Source organism: Massilia aquatica, from assembly GCF_011682045.1.
Classification (GTDB): domain Bacteria; phylum Pseudomonadota; class Gammaproteobacteria; order Burkholderiales; family Burkholderiaceae_D; genus Telluria_A; species Telluria_A aquatica.
Window position 1 is genome coordinate 210,813 of record NZ_VVIW01000005.1, and the last position, 16,663, is coordinate 227,475.

At 66.8% G+C, this 16,663-nt stretch carries 12 protein-coding genes; 7 read left to right on the forward strand and 5 right to left on the reverse strand.

The features are described 5' to 3' along the window. Nucleotides 1-44: 44 nt before the first annotated feature. Nucleotides 45-2,582, forward strand: a complete 2,538-nt coding sequence (locus F1609_RS11625; RefSeq protein WP_167076595.1) for a cellulose binding domain-containing protein — start codon at nucleotides 45-47, stop codon at nucleotides 2,580-2,582. An 84-nt stretch (nucleotides 2,583-2,666) separates the two neighbouring features. On the opposite strand, the gene F1609_RS11630 is transcribed toward F1609_RS11625, so the two are convergent. Beyond that, complete coding sequence (locus F1609_RS11630) at nucleotides 2,667-2,906, reverse strand: TIGR02450 family Trp-rich protein (RefSeq protein WP_308609370.1); 240 nt, start codon at nucleotides 2,904-2,906, stop codon at nucleotides 2,667-2,669. Nucleotides 2,907-3,073: 167 nt separating this feature from the next. Here F1609_RS11630 and accD point away from each other — a divergent pair, with 167 nt between their 5' ends. The 6 genes from accD to F1609_RS11660 all read left to right on the forward strand — a co-directional run bounded on the left by accD (nucleotide 3,074) and on the right by F1609_RS11660 (nucleotide 9,722). Further along, entirely contained in the window at nucleotides 3,074-3,946 is an 873-nt protein-coding gene (gene accD / locus F1609_RS11635) for an acetyl-CoA carboxylase, carboxyltransferase subunit beta (protein ID WP_167076596.1), read from the forward strand. Nucleotides 3,947-4,042: 96 nt separating this feature from the next. Then, nucleotides 4,043-5,341 (forward strand): bifunctional tetrahydrofolate synthase/dihydrofolate synthase, encoded by a 1,299-nt coding sequence (folC, locus tag F1609_RS11640; RefSeq protein WP_167076597.1) that lies wholly within the window; start codon nucleotides 4,043-4,045, stop codon nucleotides 5,339-5,341. A 10-nt stretch (nucleotides 5,342-5,351) separates the two neighbouring features. Further along, the gene (locus tag F1609_RS11645; protein ID WP_167076598.1) at nucleotides 5,352-6,407 is read left to right on the forward strand and encodes an SPOR domain-containing protein; all 1,056 of its coding nucleotides are present in this window, start codon (nucleotides 5,352-5,354) and stop codon (nucleotides 6,405-6,407) included. 25 nt (nucleotides 6,408-6,432) lie between these two features. Beyond that, a complete protein-coding gene (locus tag F1609_RS11650; RefSeq protein ID WP_167076599.1) occupies nucleotides 6,433-6,918 on the forward strand; it encodes a CvpA family protein in 486 nt (161 codons plus the stop codon). A 35-nt stretch (nucleotides 6,919-6,953) separates the two neighbouring features. After that, nucleotides 6,954-8,474 carry an amidophosphoribosyltransferase gene (purF, locus tag F1609_RS11655; protein ID WP_166891707.1) on the forward strand — a complete coding sequence of 507 codons (1,521 nt, stop codon included), beginning with the start codon at nucleotides 6,954-6,956 and terminating at the stop codon, nucleotides 8,472-8,474. A 3-nt stretch (nucleotides 8,475-8,477) separates the two neighbouring features. After that, entirely contained in the window at nucleotides 8,478-9,722 is a 1,245-nt protein-coding gene (locus F1609_RS11660; protein WP_167076600.1) for a cystathionine gamma-synthase family protein, read from the forward strand. A 7-nt stretch (nucleotides 9,723-9,729) separates the two neighbouring features. Here the strand turns inward: F1609_RS11660 and F1609_RS11665 are convergent, their stop codons facing one another. Genes F1609_RS11665 through F1609_RS11680 form a run of 4 tightly spaced genes read right to left on the reverse strand, consistent with a single transcriptional unit; the run spans nucleotide 9,730 to nucleotide 16,263 of the window. Further along, nucleotides 9,730-11,691 carry a YehQ family protein gene (locus tag F1609_RS11665; RefSeq protein WP_167076601.1) on the reverse strand — a complete coding sequence of 654 codons (1,962 nt, stop codon included), beginning with the start codon at nucleotides 11,689-11,691 and terminating at the stop codon, nucleotides 9,730-9,732. Next, nucleotides 11,688-12,839, reverse strand: coding sequence for a vWA domain-containing protein (locus tag F1609_RS11670; RefSeq protein WP_167076602.1), 1,152 nt, complete (start codon nucleotides 12,837-12,839; stop codon nucleotides 11,688-11,690). The genes F1609_RS11665 and F1609_RS11670 overlap by 4 nt, the downstream gene beginning before the upstream one ends. Beyond that, nucleotides 12,836-15,169 carry a DUF5682 family protein gene (locus F1609_RS11675; protein ID WP_167076603.1) on the reverse strand — a complete coding sequence of 778 codons (2,334 nt, stop codon included), beginning with the start codon at nucleotides 15,167-15,169 and terminating at the stop codon, nucleotides 12,836-12,838. The genes F1609_RS11670 and F1609_RS11675 overlap by 4 nt, the downstream gene beginning before the upstream one ends. Then, nucleotides 15,166-16,263, reverse strand: a complete 1,098-nt coding sequence (locus F1609_RS11680; RefSeq protein WP_167076604.1) for an ATP-binding protein — start codon at nucleotides 16,261-16,263, stop codon at nucleotides 15,166-15,168. The genes F1609_RS11675 and F1609_RS11680 overlap by 4 nt, the downstream gene beginning before the upstream one ends. Between the last annotated feature and the right edge of the window lie 400 nt (nucleotides 16,264-16,663).

Below are 16,663 nucleotides of genomic sequence, written 5' to 3' on the forward strand. Positions count from 1 at the left end.
TGAAAACGTTTTCACTTCCAACACCACCAAGAAAAGCGAACCCCATGACCCTCATGCATCGACTCTCGACGATTGCAGCCGCGTGCGCTCTCTGCGCCGCTGCTTCCGCACCGGTCTCGGCCGCGTCCGAAACTTACCAATGGAACAGTGTCGCCATGGGCGGCGGCGGCTTCGTGTCGGCGGTGATTCCTAGCAAGACCCAAAAGGGCCTGGCCTACGCCCGCACCGATGTCGGCGGCGCCTACCGCTGGGACAGCACCAGCGCGCGCTGGGTGCCGCTGCTCGACTGGGTGTCGGAAGACGAAACCGGCCTCCTGGGCGTCGAATCGATCGCGCTCGACCCGAAAAACCCTGCCAAGGTCTACCTGCTGGCCGGCATCAGCTACTTCAACAACGGTAAGACCATGATCCTGCGTTCCTCGGATTACGGTAAAACCTTCATCAAGACCGATGTGTCGGCCCTGTTCAAGGCGCACGGCAACGGCATGGGCCGCCAGAGCGGCGAGCGCCTGCAGGTCGATCCCGGTTCAAGCAATATCCTGTACGTGGGAACGCGCGCCAATGGCCTGTTCAAGAGCACCGACAGCGGCGCCACCTGGGCCCGCCTGGCCAGCCTGAACGTGACCACCACACCCAACGAAAATGGCATCAACTTCGTCTCGCTCGACCCGTCCAGCGTGGTGGGCGGCGCGGCCCAGCGCATCGTGGTCGGCGTGTCGCGCTTCGGCCACGTGGGCCCGAACCTGTACCGCAGCAATGATGGCGGCCAGACGTTTGCCCCGGTCGCGGGCGCTCCGACCGATTTGATGCCGCAACGCGCCGCGCGCGCCAGCGACGGCAACCTGTACGTTACCTACGCCAACGGTGCCGGTCCGCACGGCCACTGGGCCCAGCCGGAACCGATGGACCGCGGCCAGATCTGGAAGTACAACGTGGGCACGGGCGCCTGGACCAATGTGACCCCGGCCGGCATCGGCTCGGCGTTCAGCGGCATCAGCGTGGCGCCCGACAATCCGACCACCCTGGTGGCCTCGACCGTCAATACCTATCAACAACAGGGCAACGCCTGGGGCGACCGCATCTACACCTCGACCAACGGCGGCGCCAGCTGGACCGATGTGATCGCGCGCGGCTTCGCCAAGGACAGCGCGGGCGTGTCGTGGGTGGGCGACAAGGCGATCCACTGGGCTGGCACGGTCGAGCTCGATCCGTTCGATACCAGGGCGGCGTGGGTCTCGTCCGGTAACGGCATCTTCAAAACGGCCAACATCAACGCCACCCCGGCCACCTGGACCTTCAACGTGGCCGGGCTCGAAGAAACCGTGCCGCTGGGCCTGGTCAGCATTCCGGGCGGGCCGCTGGTCTCGGCCATTGGCGACTACGATGGCTTCCGCCATACCGACACCACCCGCTACGCGCCGATCCACGCGCCGTCGATCGGCACCACCACCGGCCTCGACTTCGCCGCGCGCAAGACCTCGGTGCTGGCGCGTGCCGGCGGCAACGATTCGCCGGCCATGTATTACTCGACCGACACCGGCGCCAGCTGGAAAAAGACGGCGCTCATGAATGGCAAGAACGGCCAGGTCGCGCTCTCGTCCGATGGCGCCGTGCTGCTGCACAGCCCCGACAATGCGGCCACCAGCTACCGCTCGACCGACTTTGGAACAAGCTGGACCACCGTCAACGGCCTGAACGTGACCAGCGCGCGCCCGGTGGCGGACGCCGTCAACCCGCGCAAGTTTTATGCGTATGACAACGGCCGCGTGTTTGTCAGTAGCGACGGCGGCGTGTCTTTCGCGCCAAAGGCGACCCTGCAATCGGGCGGCTCGAAAGTCATCCGCACCGTGCCCAATCGCGAAGGCGAGCTGTGGGTGCCCTTGAACGGAGCGGGCCTGGCGCGCTCGACCGATTCGGGCGCGACCTTCGGCAGCATCGGCAGCGTCAGCCATGCCGGCGCGGTCGGCTTCGGCGCGGCGGCTGCGGGCGCCACCTTCCCGACAGTCTATATATGGGGGACGGTGGGCGGCGTGAAGGGCGTGCATCGCTCGGTCGACGCCGGCGCCACCTGGGTGCGGGTCAACGATGATGCCCACCAGTACGGCGGTCCGGCCAACGGCCAGTTCGTCATCGGCGACATGAACCGTTATGGCGTCGTTTATATGAGTACCGCCGGACGCGGCATCGCCATGGGCGTGCCAGGCGGCACCACCACGCCGCCAATCGATCCACCGCCACCGGTTGAGCCGCCGCCGCCAACGCCAACGCCGGCTGGCCAGTGCCTCTACCAGGTGCGCAGCCAGTGGCCGGGCGGATTCAACGGGGCGGTGCGGATCACCAATCGCGGCGCGGCCGCCATGAACGGCTGGAGCGTGAGCTGGACGTATTCGGATGGCTCGAAAGTGGCCAGCATGTGGAATGCGGTCTTGAGCGGCAGCAATCCATACACGGCGGCCAATGTCGGCTGGAACGCGCTGATCCAGCCGGGTCAGACCGTCGAGTTCGGGTTCCATGGCACCAGCGGCAGCGCCGCTAGCCAGGTGCCGGTGCTGGGTGGCACTGCCTGCGCCAAGGCTAAGTAAGCAGTCACTCCGCAGCATTCAGGCGCAAAGTAAAGGCTCACTAGCGCCGCAGCGCAGCCGGGTCAACGATCCGGCTGCCTTATCCTACAGCCAGCCCTGGCGCCAGAGCGTGTCGTCGCGCAGTGTTTTCCAGGCGATGCGCCGCGTCTGCCGGCTGTGCACGGCATCAATATCGACCCATTCCACAGCGCCGCCCGGCTCCTCGGGCTCGACCACCCTGGTCACGAGAAAGTGCTTTTCCTTGTTCACCGGCGCCAGCGCCGTCCATTTCGAAAGCAGTAATTTTTTAGGATGCAAGGGATTCATGCCGGAAGCATAGCGCATCGCATGAGTTCGCGCCGCACGGGGAACCTGTCGACACCGCGCGCATCGAACAGCAGTACTGGCATAGAAAACAATGCTAAATAGGCAATTTCCATTCCGTTGTGTTCGACAAGCAGTGTCTTACCGGCTAAACTACCGACCACTAAGATGCCGCAGAAGGAGAATGTATGAGTTGGTTAGAGAAACTACTGCCCCCACGAATCCAGCGTTCCGACGCTGCCGCGCGCAAGACCATGCCCGAAGGCCTGTGGGTCAAGTGCCCCTCCTGCGAAGCCGTTTTGTACCGTACCGACCTCGAATCGAACCTGCACGTCTGCCCGAAATGCAGCCACCACATGCGCATCCGCGCACGCGAGCGCCTCGACGGCCTGCTCGACGAAGGCGGCCGCTACGAAATCGGCCAGGAAACCCTGCCGGTCGATACCCTCAAGTTCAAAGACAGCAAAAAATACCCTGAACGCCTCAAAGCGGCGATGGAAGCGACCGGCGAGACCGACGCGCTGATCGTCATGGGCGGCTCCATCATGAGCCTGCCGGTGGTCGTGGCCGCGTTCGAATTCGAATTCATGGGCGGCTCCATGGGCTCCGTGGTCGGCGAGCGCTTCGTGCGCGGCGCCCAGATCGCCATCGAGCAAAAAGTGCCGTTCATCTGCATCACCGCCACCGGCGGCGCGCGCATGCAAGAGGGTTTGCTGTCGCTGATGCAGATGGCAAAAACCACCGCCATGCTGACCAAGCTGTCCGAGAAAAAGCTGCCGTTCATCAGCGTGCTGACCGACCCGACCATGGGCGGCGTGTCGGCCTCGTTCGCCTTCATGGGCGATGTGGTCATCGCCGAACCGAAAGCGCTGATCGGCTTTGCCGGCCCGCGCGTGATCGAGAACACCGTGCGCGAAAAGCTGCCTGAAGGCTTCCAGCGCGCCGAATTCCTGGTCACCAAGGGCGCCGTCGACATGATCGTCGACCGCCGCAAGATGCGCGAAGAAATCGCGCGCCTGCTGGCGCTGTTGCAAGACCAGGCGGTTGAAGTCCTGGCTTGATCGCTTACTTCTAGTCTTTGATTCATCGCGGTTCATGGCGGACGGGCAGGCTTGCCCGGCTCCCATGAGCCGCCGCCGTTTTTACAGGGTCACTCCATGTCCACACTCCCCACCACCTTGCCCACCTGGCTGGCCCTGCTCGAATCGCGCCACGCCGAAATCCACATCAACATGGGCCTGGACCGTGTGCGCCAGGTCAAGGAGCGCATGGCTCTCGCGTTTTCCTGCCCGGTCATCATGGTGGCCGGCACCAACGGCAAGGGCTCGACCTGCTCGATGCTGGAAGCGATCCTGCTGCGCGCCGGCTACAAGGTGGGCCTGTACATCAAGCCGCACTTCCTCGACTTTAACGAGCGCGCCCGCATCAACGGCGACCTGGCCTCCGACGACGCCCTCATCGCCAGCTTCAACGCGGTCGAAGCGCAGCGCGGCGACACGGATTTAACCTACTTCGAATTCACCACCCTGGCCATCATGCACCTGCTGGCTGGCTCGAACCTCGACGTGGCGATCCTCGAAGTGGGCCTGGGCGGGCGCCTCGACGCCGTCAACGTGATCGATGCCGATGTGTCCATCGTCACCTCGATCGATATCGACCACACCGACTTCCTCGGCACCACGCGCGACGAAATCGGTTTCGAAAAAGCCGGCATTTTCCGCCCCGGTAAAGCCGCCATCTGCAGCGACCCGGTACCGCCGCAGTCGCTCATCGACCATGCCGCGGCGATCGGCGCCGACCTGTGGCTGCTGGGCCGCGACTTCAATTATTCCGGCGACAAGCAGCAGTGGAACTACGGCGGGCGCGAACAGCGGCGCAATTCGCTGGCCTACCCGAGCCTGCGCGGCGCCAACCAGCTGCTCAACGCCTCGGCCGCGCTGGCCGCGCTCGAAGTGCTGCGCTACGCGCTGCCGGTGGGCGCCCAGGAAGTGCGCACCGGGCTGGTGGTGGTCGAGCTGCCGGGGCGCTTCCAGGTGCTGCCGGGACGCCCGACCGTCATCCTCGACGTGGCCCACAACCCGCACGCGGCGGCGGCCCTGGCCCAGAACCTGGGCAACATGGGATTCCATCCCTACACCTACGCCGTGTTCGGCATCATGCAGGACAAGGATATCGACGGCGTGATCGCCCCGATGGCTCACTACGTCGACCACTGGTGCGTGGCCAACCTGCCATCGCCGCGCGCGGCCGACGTGGAGATGCTGGCCGATACCCTGGCGGCGCTGCCGCTTGGCGACGCCAAACCGGGCGAACGCAGCGTGAATACCTTCGCCGATCCGGCCGCAGCTTTTGCAAATGCAATGAGTCGAGCCGGGGAGAATGATAGAATTGTGGTCTTTGGCTCCTTCTACACCGTCGCAGGTGTGATGGCTGCCCGAAAATCCTCACATCACTGAAGAAAAACGCATGGGCTTGTTCTCGTTCCTCAATAAAAACAAGCAAGAATCCACGGAAGATAGTGGCTATTATTCCAAGTCGGACGACGACAGCGTCGCCGCCCGTGCCCGCTCCAAGCGCGCATCCAGCGCCAACGAACCCGCGGCGCGCCGCAGCAAGGAAGCGCGCGCCGCCGCCGACCCGGTCCTGCCCGAGAAAAAGCGCGCGCGCCGCCGCCTGGTAGGCGCCATTGCGCTGGCGCTCGGCGTGGCGGTCGGCCTGCCGATGGTGCTCGACTCCGAACCGAAGCCGCCGGTGGGCGACATCGACATCCGCATTCCATCCAAAGACAAGGTCGCACCGCAGGCGCAGCCGCGCGCCGTGGCCGCCGCCGATGCGCTCGACAAGCGCGAAGAAATCGTCGAGGTGCCGCCGGCGCCGCTGGTGACCTTGCCGAAAGAGCGGCCGGTGCCACGGGAAGAAGCCAGCGAGCCGGTGAAACCGAAGCCGGTCGTCAAGCCCGAGCCGAAGCCGGTTGCCAGGGCGGAGCCGAAGCCGGTGGTCAAGCCCGAGCCGAAAGTCGTCGCCAAGGTCGAGAAGCCGAAGCCCGAACCGAAGCCGGAGCCGAAACACGAGCCGAAGCCGGAGCCCAAGCCGGAACCGAAAGTCGCCGAGGTCAAACGCGTCGAGAAACCGGTCGAAAAGCCCGTCGAAAAACCGCTTGAAAAACCAGTCGTCAAGGCGCCGCCCAAGGTCGAGGAAAAGGAAAAGCCGGCCGTCAAGCCGCCGGTGCAGGACGCCCAGCGCGCCATGTCCATCCTTGAAGGCAAGGCGCCCGAGAAAGCCGCCGCCGACGACAACCAGCGCTACGTGGTGCAGGTCGCGGCGCTCGCCACCCAGGAAAAAGTCAACGAATTGCAGGCCAGGCTGGCCGGCGCGGGCATCCGCTCGTTCACGCACAAGACCTCGACCCAGTCGGGCGACCGGATCCGCGTGCAGGTGGGACCGTTCAACAAAGATGAAGCCGAAAAAGTGCGCGCCAAGTTAAGCAAGATGGGGCTGTCGGGCATCATGGTCCCGGGCTGATGATACGGATGCGGGCGGACGCAAGGTGACCGAATTCGATTACGTGGTGCTGGTGATCCTGGTGTCCTCGGGCGTCATCGGCATCCTGCGCGGCCTGGTCAAGGAAATCCTGTCGCTGATCAGCTGGGTGGTGGCCTTCGTCGTCGCCAACGCCTACGGCGCCCAGTTGGCGCCCATGCTGACCATGATTCCCGGCGAGACGGTGCGCCTGATGGTGGCCTTCGTGGCGCTGTTCCTCGGCGCCCGCATCGTCATGGGACTGGTCATGATGGCGGTCGACCTGGTGGTCAAGGCCACCGGATTGAGCATCGTGAACCGCTTGCTGGGCGCCGTGTTCGGGCTCGCGCGCGGGTGTGTGATCGTGCTGGCCGCCGTCATCTTGTGCGGCATGACCGAGCTGCCCAAGCAGGCTTTCTGGACGGGCGCGGTCACCAGCGCCTGGGCAGAGCAGGGCGCGCGCATGGTAAAGACATTTTTGCCGCCCGAGCTGGCGCGGCATGTACAGTTTTGACATTCTTTAAAATCAGTAGTCTCTAGGAGCGCTTCATGTGTGGCATCGTCGGCGTCGTCTCGAATAACCCCGTTAATCAAGTGCTGTATGACGCTTTGCTGCTGTTGCAGCACCGCGGTCAGGATGCGGCGGGGATCGCAACCAGTCATTCCAATATGTTTAGCATGCACAAGGCCAATGGCCTGGTGCGTGACGTTTTCCGCACGCGTAACATGCGTTCGCTGCAGGGGAACTCGGGCATCGGCCACTGCCGCTATCCTACCGCCGGTTCGTCCAGCGAGGAGGAAGCGCAACCGTTCTACGTGAATGCGCCGTTCGGCATCACGCTCGCGCACAACGGCAACCTGACCAACCAGGAACAGCTCAAGTCCGAGATGTTCCGCAACGACCGCCGCCACATCAACACCGATTCCGACTCGGAAGTGCTGCTCAACGTGCTGGCCCATGAAATCCAGGAATCGACCACCGGCTTCACGCTCGATCCCGATTCGATCTTCAAGGCGGTGGCCGCGGTGCACCGGCGCGTGCGCGGCGCTTACGCTGTCGTCGCCCAGATCGCCGGCCATGGTCTGCTGGCCTTCCGCGATCCGTTCGGCATCCGTCCGCTGTGCATCGGCACCAACGAAACCGACAACGGCACCGAATACCTGGTCGCCAGCGAATCGGTGGCGCTCGAAGGCATGGGCTTTCGCTTCCTGCGCGATATCGCACCGGGCGAAGCGGTCTTCATCGACATGGACATGAAGCTGCACGAGCGCCAGTGCGCCGACAATCCGTCGCTCAACCCGTGCGCCTTCGAATACGTGTACCTGGCGCGCCCGGACTCGATCCTCGACGGCGCCTCGGTCTACGCCACGCGCCTGAAAATGGGCGAATACCTGGCCGACAAGGTGCGCCAGCAATTCAAGTCGGGCGAGATCGACGTGGTCATGCCGATTCCCGATTCCTCGCGTCCGGCCGCGATCCAGCTGGCCCTCAAGCTGGGCGTGGAATACCGCGAAGGCTTCATCAAGAACCGCTACATCGGCCGCACCTTCCTGATGCCTGGCCAGGCGATCCGCCGCAAGTCGGTACGCCAGAAGCTCAACGCCATCGGTTCCGAATTCAAGGGCAAGAACGTGCTGCTGGTGGACGACTCGATCGTGCGCGGCACCACCAGCCAGGAAATCGTGCAGATGGCGCGCGAAGCGGGCGCCCGCAACGTGTTCTTCGCATCGGCCGCGCCGCCGGTGCTGTTCCCGAACGTGTACGGGATCGATATGCCGACCCGCGATGAACTGATCGCCTACGGCCGCAGCACCGAGGAAGTCTGCCGCGAAATCACGGCCGACGCCCTGGTGTACCAGGATGTCGATGCGCTCAAGCGCGCGATTTCCGACGTCAACCCGGCCCTGACCAGCTTCGAGGCGTCCTGCTTCGACGGTGTGTACGTGACCGGCGACGTCACGCCCGCCTACCTGGACCGGCTGGAATTTGCGCGCCACAATCCGAAAGCCGCACCGGCCGAAGACGCGGCGCGCACCCAGCTGAACCTGAACCTGGCGAACGCCGAGTAACGGATGAGCGAGAAGAAAAGCTACGGCTTCACCACGACCATCCTGCACAACGACCGGCAAAAGCCGATCGAGCATGGGTCGCTGCACAAGCCGATCCACACCTCGGTCACCTTCGGCTACAACGACGCGCGCCAACTGGCGTCGGTGTTCCAGGGGAAGGAGCCGGGCTTTCGCTACGGCCGCCAGGGCAATCCGACCATCTCCGCGCTCGAAGACAAGATCACCAAGATGGAAGACGGCGTGTCCACCTTGTGCTTTGCGACCGGGATGGGAGCCATCGGCGCGGTGTTCCAGGCGCTGCTGCGCGCCGGCGACCAGATTGTGTCGTCGTCGTTCTTGTTCGGGAACACCAACAGCCTGTGGCAAACCGCCGCGGGGCAGGGCGTGGACGTGGCGTTTGCCGATGCGACCGACGTGGCCAATGTGGAAGCGGCGCTCACGCCGGCCACCCGGCTGGTGTTCGTCGAAACCATCGCCAACCCGCGCACGCAGGTGGCGGATTTGGCGCGCATTGGCCAGTTGTGCAAGAAACGCGGCATTCTGTTCGTGGTCGATAACACCATGACCTCGCCCTACCTGTTCCGGCCTAAAACGGTCGGTGCGGGACTGGTGGTGAACGCCTTGACCAAGTCGATCGGAGGCCACGGCAATGCGCTCGGCGGCAGCCTGACCGACACCGGCATGTATGACTGGAGCGCGTTCCCGAACATCGCGGCCAACTACAAGCGCAATCCGCCGGCGCAGTGGGGCATGGCGCAGTTGCGCGCCAAGGCCCTGCGCGACTTCGGCGCCTCGCTGGCGCCGGAAGCGGCGCACCATATCGCGGTGGGGGCGGAAACGCTGGCGCTGCGCATGGAGCGGGCATCGAGCAATGCGCTGGCGGTCGCGCGCATGTTAGAGGCCGACGAGCGCGTGGCGGCGGTGCATTACCCGGGCCTGGCCTCGCACCCGCAGCATGCGCTGGCCACCGATCTGTTCAAGGCCTACGGTTCGCTGTTCAGTTTTGAACTGAAAGACGGCATCGACTGCTTCGATTACCTCAATCGCCTCAAGCTCGGTATTTCGGCCAGTAACCTGGGCGATACGCGCACCCTGGTCATTCCGGTCTCGCACACCATCTTTTACGAGATGGGTGCCGAGCGGCGCGCCAGCATGGGCATTGCCGAATCGCTGATCCGGGTGTCGGTCGGCATCGAAGACAGCGCCGACTTGCTCGACGATTTTCAGTCGGCGCTGGCGGTCGCTTAGCGGTCGCTTAGCTGTCGCTGGCCAGGGTGTGCAGCAGCGCGTACAGCGCTGCCAGCCGCTCCGGCAATATCCCCGGGTCGCTGCTTTTCACGCTCTCCAGAGCGGCGGCCAGGGCGTCGGCGCAGCGCGTCAGGCCGGCCGCGCGCAGGGCTGACGCCTGTTCCGCGGCGCGCACCAGGGCGGCATCGCCCTGATGCCGCACTCCCTGGCGCAGGCTTTGCGCCAGCAGATTCATGGTCCCTTCCAGTAACTCGTGCAGCGCGCTTTTGTCGGCGCCCTGGCCTCTCGCCAGATTGACCGGTGTGCCTTGCGCTGCCAGTTGCGGCACCTGCAAGCCCTGCGCCGTCAGCACCGCCAGCGGCATCATCGTCAATTGCCCGGCCTCGCTCGATACGCTGCCCGCCAGCGCCAGCGGTTCATCGGCCAGCGCGCGCGCCAGCGCATCAATGGCGCCCGGCGTGGCGGCGTCGTGCCGCAGGCGCAGTAGCAACAGATCGTCATCCCCGGCGGCCAGCTGAACGCGTGCGCATAAGGTCTGGCTGGCGGCATCCCACAGGCAGTCGACGACGGCCGCCACCGGCACCACATGCACATGCTCGATCGCGTGCAGCGGCCGCACAAAGTCGGGCGGCAGGGAGCGCAGGTGCGCGCGCAGGCTGGCCACGTCCGGCTGGCGCAGCGGACTTGCCAGCGTGTCCCAGGCGCCGCCGGAGAGCGGCAGCGCCGAGGTCTGCGTGGCGCCGGTGCCGACCGTCAGCAAGCCGTTGGCGCGCCGCTTGGCCGCCCGCGTGACGATCTGGCTGGCCGCCAGCCGGTGCAGCGGCATGCCCACCAGGCGCCGGTCGCGCAGGGCGACAGGGGTGGCGCCGCTGTCGGCGCGCGGCCAGGTCTTTTCCATGACGGTGACGGCCAAGGTGTCGGGATCGGCCCAGATCATGCGCACGCCGTCGACCGCTTCGTCGGACCAGCATTGGCTGCCCATCGGCACCAGGCGCAGGTGGTCGAGCGCCACTTCTCCAGACACGCCCACGCCCAGGATCTGGCTGGCCGGCAGCGGCGTTCTTGCGCGTGCGGCTGCAACGCGCGCGATCAGCATCGAGACGAGGTGCAGCAGGGTGGCCGGATCGGCATTGCTGGCGCGCGCATGCTGGCCGGCGACGGCCTGGCGCAGCTGGGTCAGCGCTTCGACCACCCAGCGCCATCCGAGCTGACCCGCTTCCTGGAGTGCCTTTTCGAAGCGCGTGTCGAGAATGAGGGGATTCTGGCTGGTGCCGTCGAGCCAGAGCTGGGACGCCAGCGCCACGATCGCATCCATCGCGCTGGCGCCATCCTGCACCGGCGCCGGTGCCGCGTCGGCGGCCAGGTCCAGCTCCACCGTCATGCTGGCAAAGCCGCTCTGCTGGCGCTCGCCCTGCGCAAAGGCCCATACCGCCAGCGCAATGTGCGCGCAGTTCTCGGCCTGCTTGCAATCGCAGCGCGCCAGCGCCAGGCTGGTACGCGACAAAAAGCGCACGTCGCACATCGGCAGGCGCGCATTCGGCGTGGAGCCGGCCGTGAGCCTGATCGCCGGGCGTGCGGCTGCCATGCGGCGCGCCTGCTCGAGCGTGGTGCGCGGCAGCAGATCGACCGCGCCGGCCAGGGTCGACGGGCACCACGGCGCGGCGTCGGCCACCGCCTCGCTGGCGCCGCCGGCGTATGTGGACTGATACGCCAGCACCAGCGTGACCCGGTGCCGGCACAGGCCCGTGGCGGGACAGCTGCAGCGCGCTTCGCGCAGCGGCAGGCCAGGGGGCAGGGTGGTGCTCACGCCATCGGCGTAGCGCGCCAGCACGGTGCCGTCGGGCTGCTGCTCGATCTCGGGCAGCTTGCCTTCGACGACATCTTTCTGCGCGCGTTTGACGAACCCCGCGTTCGACAGGGCGGTCAGCGCGTCCATGCTCAGTTCCAGCAAATCGGTACGGGTGCTCATTGCGCTATTTTCTCCGCCAGCCAGGCGGCCAGCTGGCCCGGCGTCATGGCGCCCACGTGCGCGCCAACGCGCACCAGGCGCGCCGCCGTCTCACGGTCGTAACTCGGATTGGCAGCCGAATCGAGCGCCGCCAGGCCCAGCACGGTAGCGCCGGCCGACACCAGCGCCTGCACGCGCCGCACCAGTTCCGTGTCATGGCCGCCTTCGTAAAAATCGCTGACCAGCACCACCACCGTGCGCTGCGGATTGACCACCAGCGACTGCGCATACGCCACCGCGCCGGCGATATTGGTGCCGCCGCCAAGCTGCACTTTCATCAGCAGTTCGACCGGGTCCGACACATCGGCCGTCAGGTCCACCACCTCGGTATCGAAGGCGATCAGCGAGGTGCGCATGCCGGGCAGCTGCCACAGGCAGGCCGCCATCACCGCCGAGTGAATCACCGAATCGACCATCGAGCCGCTCTGGTCGATCAGCAGAATGATGTCCCAGCGCTCGGCGTGGCGCTTGACGCGGCTGATAAAGGCAGGTCGTTTGATATACAGCTTGCGCCGCTCCGGGTCCCAGTGTTTCAGGTTGGCGGCCACGGTGCGCTTGAAATCGAAATTGGCGGCCGCCGCGATGCGCGACGGGCGGCGCCGGTCGCGGCTGCCCCCAAAAGCCTGGCGCACTTCGGTCACCAGCTTTTCCATGATGCGGCGCACCACTTCCGCCACCAGGCGGCGCGCCGCCGACAGCACGTCGGGGTTCATCAGGTGCTTGGTGTGCAGGACGGCGCGCAGCAGCGTTTCCGATGGTTCGATCCGCTCCAGCACTTCCAGGTTGGTCACCACGTCATCGATGCCAAAGCGCTCGACCGCGTCGCGTTCGAGCCGCTCGATCACCTCTTGCGGGAACAATTCGTGGATGGTGTTGATCCAGTCGGGCGTGCTCAGTACCGATGCGCCGTCGGGCGAGCCGGTACGGTCCTGCGACTGCTGGCGTTCGCCGCGCGCCAGCCGCTCCGGGTCGCGCCCGTACAGCCACTCCAGGGCCTCGTCGGCGGCACTGGCCGCACCGGCAGGGCACTGGATGCAGCTTTCGGCGGCTTCGCCCAGCAGCAGGCGCCAGCGCACCAGCGGATCGGGCAGCGTCAATGGGCCGCTCATGGTGCGATTCCCCAGATGGCAAGGCGCAAGGTGGCGGCGCGTTCGAGGGCATCGTGCCGCGCCAGCAGGCCGGGCGCCGTAGCGAGGGGGCCGGTCAGGGAGCGCTGCGAGCGGTGGCCGGCGTCGTGCAGCTTGAGCACATCGCTAGCGAGCGCGCCGCGTTCCTGGGTTGGCAGCCAGGTAAAGGCCGCGCGCATCGCCGGCAGTGCCAGCACGAAGTCGGCGTCGTCCAGGGTGCGCACCAGCGCATCGAGCGCCTTGACGAAGCGCGCGTCGTGGCACAGGCACTGGCGCGCCAGTGCCAGCAGGCCGGCCAGCGCGTCGCCTACCATGGCCGGCGGCAGGGAGGCGAGCAGCCCGCTGGCCAGGTCGCCGGCATCGGGATCGGCATCGCAGGCCAACAGCAGGCCGAGCGCCGCGCCACGGCTGACCGGCGCCGCATCCATGCTGGCGGCCACGCGCCGGCACACGGCAAGCGCGCGCAAGGCTTCGACGCCGGGCAGCGCGCTGGCGCGTGCTTCGCGCACCAGCATGGCAATGGCGCTGTAGGTGCCGACGTGCGCATCCTGCTCTGTCGGCGCCACGCCACCGGCCGCTTCCGCCAGCCACAGGGCGCGATCAAAAGCGGCACCGATGGCCGTTTGCAGTACCGCGCTGCCGCTCACGCCGAGCGCGTCGCCGTGGCGGTACAAGGCAAACAGCACCTGCATCGGGCTACCCAGCTCGCCAAAATGCGCTTCCTCGCCGATGGCGTCGTGCAGCTCGCCGAGCAGGCGTTCGCTCACATCGGCCAGGCCGGCAAAGGCGGCGCGGTTCAGGGCGCCGGTAATGGCGCCGATGCGGCTGCTGCCGGCGGGACGCTGGCGCAGGATTTCTTCGAGCCGGGCGCGGGCCGCGTCATGCAAGGTGGCGCCATAGGTGGCTGCTTCGATCAGCGCGGCGCGTTGTTCGAGCGGTGCGCGCACGTCCCAGGTTTCTTGCTGGCCGCGTCCGAGCGCCAGGTTCGGTCCCGTGCTGCGTAAGATGCCGGGAATGTCGAGCAGGGCCAGACGGTGCAGGGCGCGGCTGCGCGCGCGCTGGGCCGGATCGAGCAGGTCGATCCTGACCTGGCTTGGGCGAACGATGCCAAGCGCCGCCAGTTCACGCTCGACAGCGGCCACCAGCGGCGGCTGCGGCGTGCCGGGCGCCAGTTCGCCGACAGCGTCGCCGGCCAGCACCGCCATCACTTCCACCAGCGCGGCGTCGGTACCGGCACGCACGCGGCCGCGGTAGGTCCAGGGCAGGGGCACGTCCAGCGCCTGGCTGACCAGGCTGCCGGCCAGCGCGTCGAGCCAGTCGCTGCGCAGCGGCGTCGGGTGTGCGCGCATGCGCGCCAGACCCATGGCGCGGCTGTGGATCGCGATCACGTCGGCGGTGGAGGCGGGCAGTTTTTTCGCGCGCAGGCGCGCCAGCACGCTGCGCAGCAGCTCCTTGCCGGCGCCCGCCAGGCCGAGCGTCCACGCCCATTCGTACCACGCGGGCGAGGACATGCCCGAGGCGTAGCCGTCGTACGCGTCGAGGCGCTTGAAGTGGTAGGGCACCAGGTAGGAACCGTAGCGCAGGCCTGGTGCGCTTGGTGGCAGCGGTGTTTCCGGCTCGCTGGCGCAGTCGGTCGACGGGATGGCGCGCCACAGCGCCGCCAGTGCCGGCGCGTGGTAGCCGCCGCAGACCACCACCACCGGGCCGTCGTCCTGGTGCATGGCCCAGGCGACGTGGCGCGCCATCATCGCCTCGCGCGCCTGGTTGCCCGGCGAGCCGGGGTCGCCCGCGCGCAGATGGCTGAAGTGGGCGTCGAGCCGGGCCGACAGTTCGTCAAGCGCCAGCTCGCCCTCGAACAGGTGGTCCCACAGGGCGTCGCGGCCGTCGATCGCCATGGTGCGGCACAAGGCGTCTTCGTAGGCTGCCGCCGCGTCGGGCGCGTCGTCATCGTAGCGGTTCATGATGTGGGCAAAGGCGTCGTGCCAGGCCGGCAGGTCGATGAAGCGCAGTTGCGCGCCGCATTCGCGTGCGGCCTGCATGGCTTGCCATTCGGGCGAATGCAGCGCGAACGGCGACCACGAGGCGCGCCGTTCGACCGCGTCGTCGGCCGCCGAGACGTAGCTGTAGATCGCCACCGGCAGCCGGTGCGGCAGCGCCAGTTCGCCAAGGCGCGCGTTGAAATCGGCCGGGCCTTCGATCAGCACGTGGCGCGGGCGCAGTTCGGCAATGCGCTGTACCACCAGCCGCGCGCAGGCGGGGCTGAAGTGGCGCACGCCGATGATCAGCGGTTCGCGCTGCGAAGCCGGTGTCACGGCAGGCGGTGGCGCGCGTTGAAGTAGTCGCGCCAGTGGTTGCCCTCGCGGCGCGCCACGCGCTGCTCGAAATAGCGGCGCAGCTTGGCGCGGTCGTCCGGATTGTCCTTGACCACGGTGCCGGCGATGCAGTCGACCAGGTCGGCGGCGTTGCCGGCGCGCTGTTCCAGGAACCAGGCGCGCACGCCGACCGCATGCGCCACGTTGACCGCTTCGGCGGTCGACATCACCGCCGCCAGCTTGTCCATGCCGTCCGGCGCGCCCTTGCCGCCGCCGGAACGCAGGTCGCGGAAGGTCGATACCAGCAGGTCGAGGATGGGACCCGGCACGCGATGCGGAATGCCGCTGCGCTCGAGCAGGCGGGCCGAGGCCTGCTCCACCAGCGCCAGTTCGTGCCCGAAGTCGAGGATCGGGAACACGGTTTCGAAGTCGAAGCGCCGTTTGAGCGCGGCGCTCATTTCATTGACGCCGCGGTCGCGTGTATTGGCGGTGGCGATGATATTGAAGCCCTCGCGCGCATACAGCATGGCGTGCTCGTTTTCCAGTTCCGGCACCGCCATCACGCGGTCCGACAGCATGCCGAGCAGGCAATCCTGCACTTCCAGCGGGGCGCGCGTGATTTCTTCGAAGCGTACGATCAGGCCGTCGCGCATGCCGTGGTACAGCGGCGCCGGCACCAGCGCGCGCGGGCTCGGGCCTTCGTTGATCAGGAGCGCGTAGTTCCACGAATACTTGATCTGGTCCTCGGTGATCGAGGCGCCGCCCTGGATGGTGAGAGTGGACTGCCCGCACACGGCGGCGGCCAGCAATTCCGACAGCATGGACTTGGCGGTGCCCGGTTCGCCGACCAGCATCAGCCCGCGCCCGGTGGCCAGGGTCACCAGCATGCGCTCGATGGCGGCGACCGGCGCCACCACCTTGCGTTCGATGCCAAGGGCGTCGTCGCCGCTGATAAAGGCGCGCGCCGCGTTCAGGCTCAGGGCCCAGCCGGGCGGGCGTGGCGCCTTGTCGGCCTTGGCCAGTTTGGCCAGCTCGCCCGCATACTGGATTTCGGCCGGTGGGCGCTGCATCGCTGCGGTGTTGGTTTTGCTCATTGCCGTGGTCCGACTCATGGATGGTTGTCGTGCGCAGTTTTTGGATGTGCCGGAATGATAACGCCTTTTCTCATGCGCGCAACAATTCGAGATCGCGAATCAGCTCGCTGGCGGCGACCGGGGCGAGCGTGGCAAGAGCGCCGACGACGACCTTCTTCAAGGTCTGCTGGGGATACTCGTGAACCAGGCCCGCGATGATACGGGGGTGATGTGCAGTTCGGCCAGGCGGCCGCCGGCAAGCGCTTTGTTGAACGTGACGATCGTGCCCCCATCCCGCGCCGCGCCACGGCGCCAGCCCTTGATGTCGCGTTCAGCCTTGCCTCTGGCGTAAAGACGCGCCGCCAGTGCCAGTGCCAGCGGCTTGGCGCGCGCCCTGCGCGGTGCCATTCATGGTGGGTTC

Excerpts from the sequence above, each read along its gene's own strand:
- F1609_RS11625 (WP_167076595.1), top strand. The coding sequence starts at position 45 with ATGACCCTCATGCATCGACTCTCGACGATTGCAGCCGCGTGCGCTCTC.
- F1609_RS11630 (WP_308609370.1), bottom strand. The coding sequence starts at position 2,906 with ATGCGCTATGCTTCCGGCATGAATCCCTTGCATCCTAAAAAATTACTG.
- accD (WP_167076596.1), top strand. The coding sequence starts at position 3,074 with ATGAGTTGGTTAGAGAAACTACTGCCCCCACGAATCCAGCGTTCCGAC.
- folC (WP_167076597.1), top strand. The coding sequence starts at position 4,043 with ATGTCCACACTCCCCACCACCTTGCCCACCTGGCTGGCCCTGCTCGAA.
- F1609_RS11645 (WP_167076598.1), top strand. The coding sequence starts at position 5,352 with ATGGGCTTGTTCTCGTTCCTCAATAAAAACAAGCAAGAATCCACGGAA.
- purF (WP_166891707.1), top strand. The coding sequence starts at position 6,954 with ATGTGTGGCATCGTCGGCGTCGTCTCGAATAACCCCGTTAATCAAGTG.
- F1609_RS11660 (WP_167076600.1), top strand. The coding sequence starts at position 8,478 with ATGAGCGAGAAGAAAAGCTACGGCTTCACCACGACCATCCTGCACAAC.
- F1609_RS11665 (WP_167076601.1), bottom strand. The coding sequence starts at position 11,691 with ATGAGCACCCGTACCGATTTGCTGGAACTGAGCATGGACGCGCTGACC.
- F1609_RS11670 (WP_167076602.1), bottom strand. The coding sequence starts at position 12,839 with ATGAGCGGCCCATTGACGCTGCCCGATCCGCTGGTGCGCTGGCGCCTG.
- F1609_RS11680 (WP_167076604.1), bottom strand. The coding sequence starts at position 16,263 with ATGAGCAAAACCAACACCGCAGCGATGCAGCGCCCACCGGCCGAAATC.